18 protein-coding genes are annotated in these 15,694 nt (G+C 63.0%); 6 read left to right on the top strand and 12 right to left on the bottom strand.

Annotated elements, in window-relative coordinates:
* Nucleotides 1–16: 16 nt before the first annotated feature.
* Complete coding sequence (locus ACQY6T_RS11690; RefSeq protein WP_428630960.1) at nt 17–1,471, top strand: amidohydrolase family protein; 1,455 nt, start codon at nt 17–19, stop codon at nt 1,469–1,471.
* Here the strand turns inward: ACQY6T_RS11690 and ACQY6T_RS11685 are convergent.
* From ACQY6T_RS11685 to acnA, 3 genes are read right to left on the bottom strand one after another with little or no spacing between them, the layout of a single operon-like run.
* The gene (locus ACQY6T_RS11685; RefSeq protein WP_428630959.1) at nt 1,468–1,743 is read right to left on the bottom strand and encodes a CBU_0592 family membrane protein; all 276 of its coding nucleotides are present in this window, start codon (nt 1,741–1,743) and stop codon (nt 1,468–1,470) included. The genes ACQY6T_RS11690 and ACQY6T_RS11685 overlap by 4 nt on opposite strands.
* A gap of 46 nt (nt 1,744–1,789) precedes the next feature.
* Nucleotides 1,790–2,062, bottom strand: a complete 273-nt coding sequence (locus ACQY6T_RS11680) for a ribosomal protein L7/L12 (protein ID WP_428630958.1) — start codon at nt 2,060–2,062, stop codon at nt 1,790–1,792.
* A 10-nt stretch (nt 2,063–2,072) separates the two neighbouring features.
* Nucleotides 2,073–4,748 carry an aconitate hydratase AcnA gene (gene acnA, locus ACQY6T_RS11675; RefSeq protein ID WP_428630957.1) on the bottom strand — a complete coding sequence of 892 codons (2,676 nt, stop codon included), beginning with the start codon at nt 4,746–4,748 and terminating at the stop codon, nt 2,073–2,075.
* Between the two features lie 266 nt (nt 4,749–5,014).
* Here acnA and ACQY6T_RS11670 point away from each other — a divergent pair, with 266 nt between their 5' ends.
* Both ACQY6T_RS11670 and ACQY6T_RS11665 read left to right on the top strand, forming a co-directional pair.
* Entirely contained in the window at nt 5,015–5,227 is a 213-nt protein-coding gene (locus ACQY6T_RS11670) for a helix-turn-helix domain-containing protein (protein ID WP_428630956.1), read from the top strand.
* Nucleotides 5,224–6,111, top strand: coding sequence for an AccI family restriction endonuclease (locus ACQY6T_RS11665; RefSeq protein WP_428630955.1), 888 nt, complete (start codon nt 5,224–5,226; stop codon nt 6,109–6,111). Before ACQY6T_RS11670 ends, ACQY6T_RS11665 begins: the two co-directional genes overlap by 4 nt.
* On the opposite strand, the gene ACQY6T_RS11660 is transcribed toward ACQY6T_RS11665, so the two are convergent.
* Both ACQY6T_RS11660 and ACQY6T_RS11655 read right to left on the bottom strand, forming a co-directional pair.
* On the bottom strand, nt 6,103–7,050 hold the full coding sequence (locus ACQY6T_RS11660) for a hypothetical protein (protein ID WP_428630954.1): 948 nt from the start codon (nt 7,048–7,050) through the stop codon (nt 6,103–6,105). The two genes, ACQY6T_RS11665 and ACQY6T_RS11660, sit on opposite strands and share 9 nt — an antisense overlap.
* A complete protein-coding gene (locus ACQY6T_RS11655) occupies nt 7,038–7,814 on the bottom strand; it encodes an HsdM family class I SAM-dependent methyltransferase (protein ID WP_428630953.1) in 777 nt (258 codons plus the stop codon). The genes ACQY6T_RS11660 and ACQY6T_RS11655 overlap by 13 nt, the downstream gene beginning before the upstream one ends.
* 224 nt (nt 7,815–8,038) lie before the next feature.
* Between ACQY6T_RS11655 and ACQY6T_RS11650 the strand changes: the two genes are divergently transcribed.
* A complete protein-coding gene (locus ACQY6T_RS11650; protein WP_428630952.1) occupies nt 8,039–8,509 on the top strand; it encodes a RidA family protein in 471 nt (156 codons plus the stop codon).
* Nucleotides 8,510–8,631: 122 nt separating this feature from the next.
* Here the strand turns inward: ACQY6T_RS11650 and ACQY6T_RS11645 are convergent, their stop codons facing one another.
* Entirely contained in the window at nt 8,632–8,790 is a 159-nt protein-coding gene (locus ACQY6T_RS11645) for a Flp family type IVb pilin (protein WP_428630951.1), read from the bottom strand.
* Between the two features lie 333 nt (nt 8,791–9,123).
* Here ACQY6T_RS11645 and ACQY6T_RS11640 point away from each other — a divergent pair, with 333 nt between their 5' ends.
* A complete protein-coding gene (locus ACQY6T_RS11640) occupies nt 9,124–9,804 on the top strand; it encodes a hypothetical protein (protein WP_428630950.1) in 681 nt (226 codons plus the stop codon).
* A 79-nt stretch (nt 9,805–9,883) separates the two neighbouring features.
* Here ACQY6T_RS11640 and ACQY6T_RS11635 read toward each other — a convergent pair whose 3' ends face one another.
* From ACQY6T_RS11635 to ACQY6T_RS11615, 5 genes are all read right to left on the bottom strand, one after another.
* Complete coding sequence (locus tag ACQY6T_RS11635) at nt 9,884–10,486, bottom strand: OmpA family protein (RefSeq protein ID WP_428630949.1); 603 nt, start codon at nt 10,484–10,486, stop codon at nt 9,884–9,886.
* Entirely contained in the window at nt 10,483–10,995 is a 513-nt protein-coding gene (locus ACQY6T_RS11630) for a hypothetical protein (protein ID WP_428630948.1), read from the bottom strand. The genes ACQY6T_RS11635 and ACQY6T_RS11630 overlap by 4 nt, the downstream gene beginning before the upstream one ends.
* Before the next feature lie 150 nt (nt 10,996–11,145).
* Nucleotides 11,146–11,775, bottom strand: coding sequence for a LuxR C-terminal-related transcriptional regulator (locus tag ACQY6T_RS11625; RefSeq protein ID WP_428630947.1), 630 nt, complete (start codon nt 11,773–11,775; stop codon nt 11,146–11,148).
* Between the two features lie 10 nt (nt 11,776–11,785).
* Nucleotides 11,786–12,526 carry a hypothetical protein gene (locus tag ACQY6T_RS11620; RefSeq protein WP_428630946.1) on the bottom strand — a complete coding sequence of 247 codons (741 nt, stop codon included), beginning with the start codon at nt 12,524–12,526 and terminating at the stop codon, nt 11,786–11,788.
* Nucleotides 12,527–12,622: 96 nt separating this feature from the next.
* Nucleotides 12,623–14,449 (bottom strand): S9 family peptidase, encoded by a 1,827-nt coding sequence (locus ACQY6T_RS11615; protein ID WP_428630945.1) that lies wholly within the window; start codon nt 14,447–14,449, stop codon nt 12,623–12,625.
* 92 nt (nt 14,450–14,541) lie between these two features.
* Here ACQY6T_RS11615 and ACQY6T_RS11610 point away from each other — a divergent pair, with 92 nt between their 5' ends.
* The gene (locus ACQY6T_RS11610; protein WP_428630944.1) at nt 14,542–14,736 is read left to right on the top strand and encodes a hypothetical protein; all 195 of its coding nucleotides are present in this window, start codon (nt 14,542–14,544) and stop codon (nt 14,734–14,736) included.
* A 317-nt stretch (nt 14,737–15,053) separates the two neighbouring features.
* On the opposite strand, the gene ACQY6T_RS11605 is transcribed toward ACQY6T_RS11610, so the two are convergent.
* A complete protein-coding gene (locus ACQY6T_RS11605; RefSeq protein ID WP_428630943.1) occupies nt 15,054–15,464 on the bottom strand; it encodes a hypothetical protein in 411 nt (136 codons plus the stop codon).
* Between the last annotated feature and the right edge of the window lie 230 nt (nt 15,465–15,694).

Below are 15,694 nucleotides of genomic sequence, written 5' to 3'. Positions count from 1 at the left end.
GGAAGGAATCCTCGCCATGAAACGCCTGCTTGCCGCGATCACGTTAACCTTGCTCGCTGTTTCGCCGCCGGTGTCGGCCGCGCCGAAACAGGCCGATATCATCTTTCGCCACGTGACGTTGGTCGATGTCGAGGCAGCAACGACCGCGCCGGAGCAGGCCGTGGTGCTGGGCGGGGAGGATATTGTCGCGGTCGGCGCCGACGCGGCGATCGCGCGCGATTGGCGTGCCGCGCGGCAGATCGACGGTAAGGGCAAATTTCTGATTCCCGGCCTATGGGACATGCACGTTCATTTCGGCGGTGGCCCCGACCTGATCGAAGAGAATAAGGCGCTGTTGCCTCTTTATGTCGCGAACGGGATCACGACAATCCGCGATGCGTCGGGAGATCTGCCCGACCAGGTTCTGGCATGGCGCGGCGAGATTGCGAACGGCGGGCTGTTCGGCCCGCGCCTTCTGACCTCGGGCGCGAAGATCGAAGGAATCGCGCCGCTGTGGAAAGGCACGATCGAGGTCGGCAGTGAGGCCGATGTCGACGCGGCGCTCACGCGCTTGCAACAACGCGACAAGGTCGATTTTGTGAAAATCACCGACAGCACCCTGAAACCCGAACTGTTCCTTTATGCGCTGCGCCAAGCCAGGGCGTTGGGTCTGCGTACGTCGGGCCATATCCCCATGGCGTTAACGACCGAGCAGGCGGTCGACGCGGGTATCAGTTCGATCGAGCATCTCGACTATGCCTATAATGCCGGCGCGAAGGACGAAGCAGCCATCGCCGCCGATTTCGCCGCGGGCCGCATCGACCGCGCCGAAGCGAACCGCCGGCTCGATACGGGTTTTGATCGTGATACGGCGATGGCCGCCTATCGCCGCTTTGCGCGGCAGGGGGTGTTCGTCACCCCGACGCTGAACGGCAGTCGTATCATCGCCTACCTTGATCGCGATGATCATTCGAAAGACGCGGGGCTGTCCTATATCGGGCCGAAGCTGCGCAAGACATACGAATGGCGGGTCGAACGCGCGGCGAAGGCCGATGCGGTGGGCATCGCGGTGCGGCACAAGCAGATCGAGGATATCGCCACCATCCTGCCGATGCTGGCCGAGGCCGGCGTGCCGATCATCGCGGGGACCGACGCGGGCTTCCTCAACAGCTTCAACTATCCGGGCTTTGGCCTGCACGACGAAATCGCGCTATTCGTGGAAAAGGGGCTGACCCCGGCGCAGGCGCTGGCATCGGCGACGCGCGCGGGGCCGGCGTGGTTCGGCTGGCTGGGTCGTTATGGCGCGATCAAGCCCGGCATGGCCGCGGATCTCGTGCTGCTGACGCGCAATCCATTGGACGATATTGCGGCGACGCGGGCGATCGACACGGTGATCATGCGGGGGACCGTACATGATCGCGCGGCGCTCGATACGATGCTCACCGAGACGAAGGCCAAGGTTGCGGCCTGGGATGCGGCGACGAAACCCTAGGGAACGGTGGCGGCCGCCGCCTTGCGTGCGCGCCACACGCTCCACAGGGTGAAGACGCCCATCAAAGCCCACACGACATTCAGTCCTGCGGAGGGTAGTGCGCCATTATAGCCCGAGTTGAGCACAAAGCCGCTGGCGCCGATCACGTTCATCCATTGATAGAGATAGTTGCGCGGTTCGATCCGGCCGAGCGAGAGGAGGACGTAGCTGGCGAGGATGAGCGCGGCGGCGAGCCAGCCGATAACCTCGATCGCGATGCGGAAAGCGTCCATGGCGTGTCCCTCAGGGTGGCCTGCACCCCGGTGGGGGACAGGTGATTCAGCGCATCGTCTGTTCGAGTGCCTCGACCGCATCCTTGGCTTCGGCCAGGCTGAAGCCGGTGCGGTCGCGGACCAGCTTGATCGCGTCGATCTTGCGATCCTGGCGGATCAGGGCGCGGATTTTCTCATCGTCGATCCGCTCGTCGCCGACGCGCACCATTGGCCGCGGCGGCGGCGCGGTGCGTTCGCGGCCTGTCCTTTGCCCACGCAAATAGCGGGCGAGGAACAGGCCGAGAACCAAACCGATGACAAGGATCAGCAACTTGCCCATGCTTGTCGGCTTACGCCGCGAGCTTGCGCAGGACGTAGTGCAGGATGCCGCCGTTCATATAATATTCGACCTCGTTCGCGGTATCGATGCGGCACAGCGTATCGAAGCTGAAGGTCGAGCCGTCGGGGCGAGTGACGTTGACGGTTACCGTCTGCCGCGGTTTCAAGTCCGCGACGCCGGTGATCGTAAAGGTGTCGTCGCCGGTCAGGCCGAGTGTTTCGCGCGTGTCGCCGTCCATGAACTGGAGCGGCAGGACGCCCATGCCGACGAGGTTCGAGCGGTGGATACGCTCGAAACTCTCGACGATCACGGTGCGAACCCCGAGCAGGTTGGTGCCCTTTGCCGCCCAGTCGCGCGACGAGCCGGTGCCATATTCCTTGCCCGCGATGACCACCAAGGGCGTGCCGTCGGCCTTGTGGCGCATCGCGGCGTCGTAGATCGGCATGACTTCGGCGCCATAGCGCGACATGCCGCCTTCGATGCCGGGGACCATCTCGTTTTTGATGCGGATGTTGGCGAAGGTGCCGCGCATCATCACGTCGTGGTGGCCGCGGCGGGCGCCGTAGCTGTTGAAGTCGGCCTTGTTAACCTGATGTTCCATAAGCCATTTTCCGGCCGGGCTGTCCGCCTTGATGCTGCCAGCCGGAGAGATGTGGTCGGTCGTGATGCTGTCACCCAGGATCGCGAGCGGCTTTGCGTCGATGATGTCGGACACTGGCGCCGGGGTCATGCTCATGCCCTCGAAGTACGGCGGGTTGGCGACATAGGTCGACCCGGCGCGCCACTGATAGGTGTCGCTGCCCTCGACCTCGATCTTCTGCCAATGTTCGTCGCCGCGATAGACATGCTCGTAGCGCGCCTCGAACATATCGCGGTCGATGCACGCCGCCATCGTGTCGGCGACTTCCTGGTTGGTCGGCCAGATGTCGGCGAGGAAGACGTCATTGCCCGACTGGTCCTGGCCAATGGGCGTGGTGGTGAAATCTTCGGTCACCGTACCCTTCAAAGCATAGGCAACAACCAGCGGCGGCGAGGCGAGGAAGTTGGCGCGCACGTCGGGCGACACGCGGCCTTCGAAGTTGCGGTTGCCCGAAATGACCGACGCGGCGACGATGTCGTTGCTGTTGATCGCCTCCGAAATCGGCCCCGCGAGCGGCCCCGAATTGCCGATACAGGTGGTGCAGCCATAGCCGACGAGGTTGAAGCCGATCGCGTCGAGATCGGCGGTCAGCCCGGCGCGGTCGAAATAGTCGGTGACGACCTGCGATCCCGGCGCGAGCGAGGTCTTGACCCACGGCTTGGGCTTGAGGCCCAACGCATTCGCCTTGCGCGCGACCAGACCCGCGGCGACCATCACCCCGGGGTTCGAGGTGTTGGTGCAGCTGGTGATCGCGGCGATCACGACGTCGCCGTCGCCGATGTCATGGGCAGCGCCCGCCACCGGAACGCGCTTGATGCCGTCATGCTTGTACACCGAGGCGAGGTCGGCGTTGAACACATCGTCGACTTCGGTGAGGATGACCTTGTCCTGCGGACGCTTCGGCCCCGCGAGGCTGGGAACGACCGTCCCCATGTCGAGTTCGAGCGTGTCGGTGAAGATCGGGTCGGCCATGTCGGCGGACAGCCACAGCCCCTGCGCCTTGGCATAGGCCTCGACCAGCGCGACATTTTCGGCGGTGCGGCCGGTCAGGCGCATGTAATCGAGCGTCTTTTCGTCGATGCCGAAGAAGCCGCAGGTCGCGCCATATTCCGGCGCCATATTGGCCAGCGTCGCGCGGTCGGCGAGCGACAGCGACGACAGGCCGGGACCGAAATATTCGACGAAGCGCCCGACGACGCCCTTGGCGCGCAGCATCTGCGTCGCGGTGAGAACCAGGTCGGTCGCGGTAACGCCTTCCTTCAGCGCGCCGGTCAGCTTGAAGCCGACGACTTCGGGGATCAGCATCGACACCGGCTGGCCCAGCATCGCGGCCTCGGCCTCGATCCCGCCGACGCCCCAGCCGAGCACGCCGAGCCCGTTGATCATCGTCGTGTGGCTGTCGGTGCCGACGCAGGTGTCGGGATAGGCGACCAGATTGCCGTCGGCGTCCTGGCTCGACCACACCGCCTGCGCGATATGCTCCAGATTGACCTGGTGACAGATGCCGGTGCCCGGGGGGACCGCCTTGAAATTGTCGAGGCTCTTCGACCCCCATTTCAGGAAGTCATAGCGTTCGCCATTGCGATAATATTCGATCTCGACATTCTGCTCGAACGCCTTCGGATGGCCGAATTCGTCGACCATGACCGAGTGATCGATGACGAGGTGGACCGGGACGAGCGGGTTGATCTTGGTCGTGTCACCGCCGAGCTTGGCGATCGCATCGCGCATCGCGGCGAGGTCGACGACGCAGGGAACCCCGGTAAAATCCTGGAGCAGCACGCGCGCGGGGCGATACTGGATTTCCTGGTTCGAATGCGGGTCCTTCTGCCAGTCGACGATCGCTTTCACGTCATCGGTCGACACGGTGAAGCCGCCATCTTCGAAGCGCAGCAGGTTTTCGAGCAGCACCTTCATGCTGAACGGCAGCCGCGACACATCGCCCAGCTTTGCTGCGGCCTTGTCGAGCGAATAATAGGCGTAGCTTTTGCCGCCGACGTCGAGCGTCGAGCGGGTGCCGAGGGTGTCGTGTCCGGTGGTCGTCATCTTGCAGCAGTCCCCTGTTGGCGCGGCGGGGGAAGACCGTCCGCTGGCGTGGCGGGAGAGCGGGGCCAGCAGGAGTCGCGCGCGCGGTTTTTGTTGGGGACGCCTTACGCGGGGGGTGGGGAAATGCAAGGGGGTGGGGGTGGGTGGTTGGTGCGGCGTTGCACTTCGCGACCCGGTCGCGTTCTCCGCTCCGGTGCCTACCAAAAGTAGAGGATTGCTACCTTTAGGATGTAGCGCTTTGGCGTTGCCTGCGTTCGATATGGGCCATGACGCAGACCACATTGGAAATAATAGCGCGTAATGTTCGATTACGCCGACACACACTCGGCATATCGCAAGAAGAACTCGCCGAGAGAGCCGGTCTCCATCGCACCTATGTCGGCGCCGTTGAAAGAGCTGAGAAGAATCTCACCATATCTTCACTCGAAAAGCTTGCAATCGGTTTAAAAACAACGGTTGCGAGCTTGGTAGCGGCATGACGAGTTACCTAGGGCAACTCCAAGAGGCCGCCGCTGCGATTATCCCGGTCCTCAAAAAATTGGGAGTCGAACAAAAATATCTGAACTTCAATGATGTCTTGGAAATCCCAGAGCGATTTTATCCGCCATCTCAAAGCGACTCCAAATTTCAGGCGGAGCAAGCGCTGGGCGATTGGGCCGAAAATTCCGTGTGTGACGCCATAAATCGCCAAGGCGGCGGGATAAGGGCGGTTCACTATGGCGCAAACAGCAAATTATTTGCTGAGGACGAAGGATTTAGGGACGCCTATATCGCGGGCATCAAGCAAACCTGTATCGAAGGGAAACGGTCAGATTTGCTGATTCTGCCAGCGGATGTGAAGGCTGACCTCGATTCCACCGAGTTGACTGTCGAAAATTCAAAATCCTTGGTAGCGAAAAGCTTGGGCGGCCTGGAGATCAGATCAAGCCGATTGAATGCTGATCAATATCGAAAATATCAGAATGAGCGACTCAAAGCGGGGAAAAAGCCTTCAAGCTTGGAGCCAAATATCACCGTAAAAGTGGAAGATTTGGTGAAGGTATATCTGTGGAATCGCCTAAACAATAAGCCGCAAGCCTATGTGCAGGTGTTTTTTGATGAGATTCACGGTTTAAGTTTCATCGAAATATTGCGATATATCGGGTCTGGTGAAAAGCTTCGCGTCGAAAAGCACAAGCGGTCGGCAAAGACGACGATCATGATACCCATCAGCATGGGTAAGAAAATCGGTTCAGTCACGATTCCCGCCGAATTCGACGTTGTCCACAATGTCACATTGAACGGACGCCATGACATTTTCGCGAGGCCGACAGGTGGGAATGTCGAGGTCGATATCCAGTTGGTTGAGCAGCTGTTACAATAGCTTTGTCGGACGCGCCGCCGCTTCCTCACCAGCAGTGATTACAAGCTCATCGATCTGGCATCGAATCTCCGAATTCGCGGGCAGTCTTTTGTGCTCATCGAGCTGGTTCAAAAGTTCGCTTAGCCTTCTGACGGTTTGTTGGCGTGCAACGGCAAGGTTCGGAACCGATATGGATTTGAGGTCGTTCGGCTCGAATTTCATCAAGCCACCGCCGTATCCACGAATGTGCGCGCGCGCGCCTTCTTGTACCGGTGTGGAGTTCAGCGCTGCAGTCAACGCCCGGGCCATGAGCGGGTCTTCGCTGTCGGGATAAACGCAGTGGAAATTGGTCAGGCTGCGCACCCCGGCCTCGTTGTACACAAAGCCCAAGTCCCCACGACCGAAAACGGCCGCCCAGATGGGAGCCGGATTTCGCTGCTCCATCGAATACCAGGGTTGGCGATTGGCCAAAAGATAGCGGTCGCGAAGGCCCTGGCGTTCGCCCAATGCTAAATAGGCCACCTCTGCCTCGGTCGGCGCGCCGACTATGTTTAGCAAAAGGCATTTGGCGTCGGCTTGAACCAGCGCGTCGTAGTCGGAACGAGAAAAAACGTGCCCGGAAACATTGGCGGCGCGGCCGACGCAGGGAAGCAGCATGACGGGCCGGATGTTTCGCGCCTTGGCTTCGCTGGCATTGATCAAGAAAAAATCATTAGCCCCTGTCGCAATTCCGCGCCGTGTTTTCGCAAGCGTCGATAATGTCACCCACCCGTTCCGCTCGTGCGCGACATGGCCGCGAAAAAGGGGCTCCCATTTTCCCGCGCGGATTAGCGTGCTGGACTGAAGAGGCATGCTGATGAAGCGTGACGCGAGCTCGGCCAAGGTAGCAGGAGCTGTCGCGAAATCTACACCCTGCAAATGCCACCCGGTCACGATGTGGCTTTCCATCACTTTTCGCATAGAAGTACGCTGGCCGTTGTAAGCGCGTCATCGAAAACGTTCGAACAATTTGAAAACAAAATTGCCTGCTTCAACAAGCGACTTTCCAATAGAAACCTCTTGAAGGAACCCGAAAAATTGGCGCTCATCCATTCTCCCGGGATCAGAATCGCAGCTCGCCCTCCGGGTTCAAGAAGGGCTAGCGATTTCACTGCGAAATAAATGTAGAGATTGGCTGATTTCGGAATCGAAATGCCCGACATCGCGCCGATCATCGCGCGCTCCTCTTCATATCCTGTTATCTCGCGATGCCGGATATAGGGTGGATTCATGACAACGGCGTCGAAATGGCATTCGATTTCGGCCGATAGAAAATCCTCCTGTTTCAAGGACAGCTGTCGTCCGCATTGTCGCGCATGTTGAAGGATTACTGGATCCTTTTCGTAGCCGAGAAATGAGGCGTTCGTGTCTTTTTCCATGCAGGCGGCCGTCAGTATCCCGGTGCCGAAAGCGGGATCCAGCACCGTCAATGGATTGATCCCCATCACCCAATCGGCCATTAGCTGTGCGAGCTTGGGTGGCGTAAAAAATTGCCCGTACTCTCGGCGATGGGCGATGCCTACCGCCCGCGTGTAATCGTCCTCTGCAGTCGAGGCGACTAGCGAGAAAGCTTCATTTGGGGGGCTTTCGAGCGTCAAGCCGTGCATGGCTTTTCCTAAATGCATGTCGTTAACGGCCCCAGCTTGGCGGCCCACGGATGTTCCAAATTTCGGGTCGGCATTCATCGTTCGTCGATACTGGCCGTTGTGACAAGGTGCAAAGGTACAATTCATTCGAAAAATGGCGATCGGGATCGAACCTTCCGAGCCTTTCCTTCTTGGATTTAGGAATTACGTTGACAGGTAGAGCAACCCCTAATCTGCCGATTTTCCTGCCGCACAGAGTAGGCTTGCTACTCTCTCCGCCAGCTGTCACGTTCCTCCCCTGTGATCGGGAAGAGGGGGGCGTTATGCTGATTAAACGAGCGGCGCGCGTCATCACCATCTTGGCTGCAGGGCTTTTGCCCTCTACCGCCACCGCCCGCGATCCCGCCAACGTCCTGATGCCCGAAAATCCCGAGGCGCGGGCGTTTCAGGAGGCGGTCGGCTATGCGACAGCGGTGATTGCGGGCGACACCATCTACCTGTCGGGGGTGGTCGCGGGGCCGGCGAAGGGGGAGAGCGATCTGGCGCCGGGATATGAGCGCGCCTTTGCGCAGATCGCCGCGACGCTGGCGCGCGCGGGCGCGGGCTGGGACGATGTGGTTGACATCACCACCTTTCACACCGACCTGGCCGCGCACATCGACGGCTTTGCCGCGGTCAAGAACCGCCATGTGAAGGCGCCCTTTCCGGCGTGGACCGCGATCGGCGTGTCTCGGCTTTACGAGCCGACGGCGGTGGTCGAGATCAAGGTCGTGGCGCGGGTGGTGAAGAAGTAGCGCGGCTTTATTCTCTCTCGTCACGCCGGGCTCGACCCGGCGTCCACTCCACCATCGCCGCATGGATCCCGGATCAGGTCCGGGATGACGATTTCTTTGAGGGAGCAGTGCGCGCGGCGCCTCTAATTCAGCGCATCGTTTATCGTCGTGAAGATGTTGGCGAGGTTGAGGCCGAGCGTCTGGAAGGCGATGAGGCAGGCGAGCGCGATCAGCGCGGCGATCAGGCCATATTCGATCGCGGTGGCGCCGCGCTGGTCGGTGCGCAGATTGCTTCTGGTCATGGTTGTCCCCCCTGTGTCTTGCGCGTCGGTCCCGGCCGCGGTCTTAAGTCTCTGAACCGCAACAGGATATTGGCAGACGCGGTTAACGCGGCGGCAGGGACGGCGCGGGGCAATTTTCTGCTTTCCTACATAACCAAATAGGTTCTAAATCGTCTTTATTCATTCCAAAGTGATTCGGGAGATGGAGTTATGGGGCGTTTGGTGGAGCAGGAAGCGTTCGGGACGGTTGGGGAGAAGGCGGTATTGCGTCGCGACGCGGATGCCCACCCCGCTACGCCCCGGATCAGGTCCGGGGCTCGCCGCCCCTGCCCTAAAGCGGAGGGGCGGAGCAAAGTGAATCCCTTCATGCCGGGGCTACGGGTGCGCGAGGACGGGTTTACCGCGGCGCGAACGCGGGTGTTTCTGGCGGTGCTGGCAAAGACCGGGTGCGTCAGCGATGCGGCGCGGGTGGCGGGGGTCAGCCGGACGTCGGTCAATCGATCGCGCAAATTGTTCGCAGCCTTTGACCGGGCGTGCGTCGAGGCGCTGGCCAAGGCGTTGCGCGGGCTGGAGGCGGTGGCGTATCAACGCGCGGTCGAGGGGCGCGAGATGGTGGTGTTCCGCGATGGGCGTGAGGTCGAGCGGCGGATCGTGCCGTCAGATGCGCTGCTCGCGCTGCTGATCAAGCGCGGCGAGCTGGTCGAAGGCGCGGCGGCGGAGGCCGCGGCGGAAACGGCGCGCATCGACGCCGAGACGACGATTACGACCGAAGAATATCGGCAGGGCTGGCGGTTCGATATCGACGCGGTCAAATATTTCTATCCGGGCAGCGCGCGGCAACGGCTGCGCACCAAGCTGGATGCGGTACGGGCGGCCGCGCGCATCCAGGAGCGCGAGGAGGAGGCGGCGACCGGCGAATGCATGCGCTGCGGCGCGCGGGCGAGCGGCGCGGCGCTGGAACGCCTCGCCGCGTTCCGCGCGAAGGATGCGGCGCTTGAGGCCGAGTTTGCGGGCGACGATCTGCCGGTGGACTGATGGCGCGCGGGGTAGGCGCTGGCTGGCGCCAGGCGATGCGGCCCGCGTGGCGCGCTTTTTCCGCCAGCGCGGGCCGCGGCTAGCGCGGGATGACGACTTCGACGCGGCGGTTTTTGGTGCGGCCGGCGGGATTGTCCTTGCCGTCGGCGGTCTCGTTGGGGGCGACGGGCGCGGTTTCGCCTTTGCCCGATATGGTGAATTGGCGGTGGCGCACCCCGACCTGCTGTCCGAACCAGTCGGCCACCGTTTTGGCGCGCGCTTCGGACAGGCGCTGGTTATAGGCGTCGTCGCCCTTGGCGTCGGTATGGCCGATGACCTGGACCGCGCCGGGGGGCGCGGGGCGGATCAGTTCGGCGACCTTGGCCAGCTCGCCCGCTGCGGCGGGGGTCAGGTCGGCCTTGTCGAATTCGAACAACGCGTCGGCGGGCAGGTCGATGACCGTACCCAGGTCGGTGATGCGGACATCGAGACCGCTGACGTCGCCCTTGAGGTCGCTGACCTGTGCGGTCATGCCGTCGCCGACGGTGCGGGTGCCGGTGGGCAGGGCGGCCGAGGATGCGGCGGCGGTCGCCGTCTCTGCGCCGCTTTCGTCTTGTGCGGCGACCTGGTCCCGCGCGGCATCACCGGGCGAACAGGCTGTGAGCATCGCGGCGCCCGCCAACAGGGCCAGCCCCCGCGTCATCGCGTGATCGGCACGCCGTCGAACGGGGCGACGCCGGGGATGTTGATCGACACCGTCTTGCTGGTCGCCGGCGGAGCGGGGAATTTGGCCCAGAAAACCCCGGGCTTGGTGCCGCAATCGAAACCCATATAGCCCGACGGACTGACGTTGGAGGCAAGCCAGGCGCCGGCATTGTCCTTGAGGATGCTGATCTGTTGCGCCGTGGCGTCGTCGATCATGCTGATCTTGGGGATCGGGAAGGACATGCTGTTGAACTGTTCGGAGCTGGAGCAGCGGAAGGTTGCAGTCAGGATGTCGCCTGTCACCGCGAGTTTTAACAGATCGATCTGCGATCCTTCTGGTCCGGGTTGGCTCTGGATCGCGACCTGAGCAGGCATTTTTGCGACCGGCGCGTCCTCGGCCGCTGCGACAGGCTCGCGGGTGACGCCCGGCGAGGCGGCGCTGTCATCGGGCATCGTGGGCTTTTCGCTGACGTTGCAGCCCGACAGCGCGATTGCGGTCGCAGCCATGAGCGTAACCTGCCGAATATCCATCAATATTGCCTCCATCGCTTGTCGTCCCCGCTTTTACGCTTCACCGGAGACAAGGGTTCCCGCCGCCTTGGGTTGCCGATATCGCGGTTCGGCGCGGCGATAGGGCAGATCGGACGGCGCGGGATCCTAGGCGATGAGGCCGGCGTGGCGCGCTTTTTCGGCCAGCTCGGTCCGCGTTGCCGCGCCCATCGTGCGCAGCAGTTGCGACACATGGTTGCGGATGGTGAAGTGCGACAGCGCCAGGCTGCGCGCGATTTGTTTGTTCGACTGCTTTTGCGCGAGCATCGTCAGCACTTCGACCTGGCGTTCGGTCAGCGCCGGGTGCGCGGCGGGGGGCGTCGGCATCGCCTGCATCGACGGCTGGTCGGGTTTCAGCACGACGAATTCGCCATTGTGAAGCGCGCGCAGCCCCGCGACCATGCGATCGGCACGCACCGATTTGGCGATATAGGCATCGGCGCCGCAATCCATCACCCGCTCGATCGTGGCATCGTCGTCGAGCATCGAGACGACCGCAATCGACGAGCGCGGGAAACGATGCCGCATCATCGGCAGCGTTTCGGCGGGGTCCATGCCGGGAAACAGCAGGTCGATGGTGAACAGCCACGGCGCTTCGTGACGGTCGGCGACGCGGAGCATCTCGGCCACCGAACCCGCCTCGTGCAGCGCCATGCCGGGGAAGGCGCCGCCGACGAGCTGCGCCAGCCCGCCGCGGAACACCGGGTGATCGTCGGCGATGATGATGCTGGGTGTCATAAGCGGGCCATCAATAGCGGGTTATGTCGGGCCACAGGACGCGCGTGCAGCGCGCCTTTGGGTCCGAGGTTTTGGCGGCGAGCGCGCGGCGCAGGGCGGGCAGCGCCGCGACGGCTTCGCGCAGCGCGGCGATGTCGATCGTGCCTTGCGCCAGATTCTGGCTACCGCCCAGCCGCTCCGACGGCCGGATCAGTTTCCAGCCGAGCGTGTCATACCCCTCTGCATAGGCGAGCAGGTCGCCGAGCGGCAGTTCGCCATGGCCGTTTTTCAGGTCATAGCTCCCATAGGGAAAGACCTGGGTCGACAGCGCGGTGCTGCCGATGATGCCGTGCGGCTGGACCGGAAACGGGCGCTGGATCTGGAGCAGCGCGACTTCGGGCAAGTCGGTGTCGGTGCCGACGCGCAGCTTGACCTCGATCTCGCGCACCTCGATCGCGGGCTGGCGCGCGGGCTCCCAGATGTAGGACAGCTCAAGGTCGAGCGGCCGCTGCGGTTTCTGCGGATCATAACCCTTGGGATTCCAGCGCATGAAATCGCCGCCGTCCGGATTGCCTTCGTCGGTGAACAGGCGAGTGAGGGTGATCGTGCCGCCCCCCAATTGTTGTTCGGTATTGCAGGTGTAGCGCCAGGTTTCGCGGTACGGCGCGGCAGGAGCGAGCGGCTGGCCATGCAGCGGCAGCAGCCGCGCGTCGGCGGTGGCGGGGCCGAGCAGGAGCAGCGGGAGCAGGGCAAGACAGAATGGGCGACGCATGGGTTTTTTCCAGTTCAGACAGAACGGGATAGCGCTATCGCGTTGACGCCGCCGCGGCGGTGATCGCGATCACAGCCGCGGTCCGATCAGCTGCGGTCAGGGTGTCGGCGCCGCGGCGGGGCGGATCCAGCCCTGACGATATTTGGCGAACCAGGCGAGGATTGCCGCGGCCTTTGCCGCCGATTGCGAGGGGCGCGCGGCGATGCTGCCGTGGCTGGCGCCGGGGACCTTGATCAGCGCGGTGGGGACGCCGCGCAGGCGAAGCGCGGTGTAATATTGTTCGGATTCGCTGACCGGGGTGCGGTAATCCTCGGCGCCGACGATGAGCATTGTGGGGGTTTCGACGTTGCCGACGAGCGAGAGCGGCGAGAGCGACCAGTAAAGTTCGGGCTTTTCCCATGGCTCGGCGCCGAGCCAATAGGGGCCGAAAAAGCCGGGGCCGTCGGCGGTGAGCGCCTGCGTCGTCCAGTTGATCACCGGCTTTTGCGCGACCGCGGCCTTGAAGCGGTTGGTCTTGCCGACGATCCAGCTAGTGAGCACCCCGCCGCCCGAGCCGCCGGTGACGAACAAGGTGTCGGGGTCGGCGACGCCGAGCGCAATCGCACGGTCGACGATGCTGATCAGGTCGAAATAGTCATTACCCGGATAAGCTTTGTCGATCTCGTTCGCGAACGCTTCGCCATAGCTGGTCGACCCGCGGGGGTTCGCCGAGAGCACGGCATAGCCTCCCGCGGCATAGAGTTGATTGTCGGTCGAAAAATGGGGACCATAGGCGGTGAAGGGGCCGCCATGGATTTCGAGGATGAGCGGCACGCGCTGACCCTCGACATAGCCGGGGGGCAGGGTCAGCCAGCCCTCGATCGTCTTGCCGTCGTGGCTGGAGGCGACGGTGATCTTGCGGACTTCGCCGAGCGATTTCACTTCACGCAAGGACCGGTTGAGGTCGGTGAGGATGCGAGTGCTGCCGCCGCGCGCGAGCTGGACTTCGGCGGGGCGGGTCGCGGTGCCGCCGGTGAAGGCAATCGCGCCGCCGTCGGATACGGTGAAGCTGCCGCCGGTGTAAGGCCGATCGAGCCCGCCACCCGAAAGTCCCTTGGCGACGTCGCGGACCGATCCGTCGAGGCCGATGCGGGCGATCCGGGTTTCGCCATGATCGTCGTACTGGACATAAAGAGCGCGGCCGGCGTCGCCCCACTGGACCGCGTCGACGCCATAATCCCAATTCTGCGTCAGGTTGCGGCGACCCGAGCCGTCGCGGTTCATCACATAGAGATGGTTATTCTCATAGGCGCGCCGCGCGTCGTCGAAGCCGACATAGGCGATCTTGCTGCCGTCGGGCGAGACGATCGGGTTGGCATCGGGGCCATTGCGGTCGGTGAGCGCGGTGACCGCGCCGCCCGTCACGTCGAGCGCGTAAATCTCGCTCTCGACCGGATCGCTTTCCCAATCGGGCTTGCGGTTGGCGCTGAAATAAAGCGTGCGGCCATCGCGCGACCAGCTGAGCGGTCCGCCGTCGTGATAGGGGCCGAACGTCAGCTGGCGCGGCGAGCCGCCGGTTGCGGGCACAAGGAAGATCTTTTCGAAACCTGGCTCGAGATAACCCTCGCCATCGGCACGGTAGGTGAGGAGGTCGCGGATTTCGAGCGGGTCGGCCCATTTCGCGCCTTCGGGTTTGTTGGCGGGGGCGCTGCCGAATTTCGGTCCGTCGTCCTTGACCAGCATCGTATAAGCGATCGAGCGGCCGTCGGGGGACCAGGCGAGGCTGGACGGGCTGGTCGGCAAGCCGGTCAGGCGGACGGCTTCGCCGCCGTTCATCCAGCGCACCCAGAGCTGCGCGCTGCCGCCTTCGGTCGAGGCAAAGGCGAGGCGTTTGCCGTCGGGCGACCAGCGCGGCGAAAAGGCGCCGCTCGCCGCGGCCCGCAACCGGGGTTTCTTCGCCGGTCTGGGTGTCGATCAGCCAGATGCTGCTCACCGCCTTGTCGGTCATGATGTCGTTGGCGCGGCGGACATAAGCGATGTGGCGCCCGTCGGGGCTGATCTGCGGATCGGATGCGATGGCGAGGTCGAACAGGTCGGCGCCGGTCAGGCGGCGTTCGGGCGCGGTGCGCGCGCTGCCGACCGCCGATGCCGACGTCGGCGCGGATGCGGTGGCGGGTGCCGCAGCGGGCGTTTCGGCGGGCGCGGGGGCGTCTTGCGCAAGGCTCGGCTGAACCGAAAACACGAACAGGCTTGCGCCCAAAATAGCCAGTTTGCGCATGAAAAGCCGCCCCTTTTTTGTCAGACGGCGGGGGTTTGTACCTTTCGCAGCGGCGCGTCAACCGGGCTCAGGGCGTGCCGCCAAGGCCGGCGATCCGTCCAGGATGGCATCAGCTGTCGCGCGGCACCGGGTCGGAGAATCGTTGTATGGTTTCGCGGCGATCGACGGCGACGCAGTGACTTTGGCATCGCCGGATTGCCCGGCAGTTCCAGGCCACCTTTTGAAAGGCAACGTGCTGACGATGTGAACCGCGCGGCCGCGCCGGGCTGTCTATGAATTTTGGCTGGCGCGGGGGGTGCGAAAGGTCGAGGCGAGCACGGCGCCGATCGCGATGGTGGTGACGACCATCATGGCCACCGCCACATTGACCCCGCCGACCGCTATCTCGCTGCCGTCGCTGTGCCGCATCGTGCCGCCGTAGAGCGGGCTGAGGGCATAGGCGACGAGAAAGCCGAGCGAGATGACGAAGGCGATCAGCGCGGGAAGCCGCAGCTGGCGGCCGCACCAGATCAGCCACAGGCAGAGCATTGCCAGCGAACTGTTGGTCAGGAGCTGCCACACCTCGTGCAGCCGGGCGTGACCCGGCCAATCGGGGTTGATGACGTGCGTCATCCCCATTTCAAGGATCGGGGTGAGCACCCCGAAGGGGATCAGGGCCAGCGTAAGAATAATACGGCGCATAGGGCGACTCCAATTGACGATGTCAATATAACGGTGCTTAATTGACACTGTCAATTAAATCTGACAGTGAGCGCAAATCGGGTGGCGGGCGATGCTGCGGTCAATCGGGGTGACAGAAGTATCAAAGCAGGCGGCGACCCCCGCTTCGGCTTGCCTGGACACAGTGTTATGCCGACAACACACAGTGGTCGATGATCACAGCGATCAATGATATGACCCGAGGTAACAAT

The sequence above is a fragment of the Sphingopyxis sp. genome (genome assembly GCF_965279725.1).
Lineage (GTDB): Bacteria > Pseudomonadota > Alphaproteobacteria > Sphingomonadales > Sphingomonadaceae > Sphingopyxis.
The sequence above is the reverse complement of the archived record's forward strand: the minus strand, read 5'-3'. Positions and strand labels throughout refer to the sequence as shown.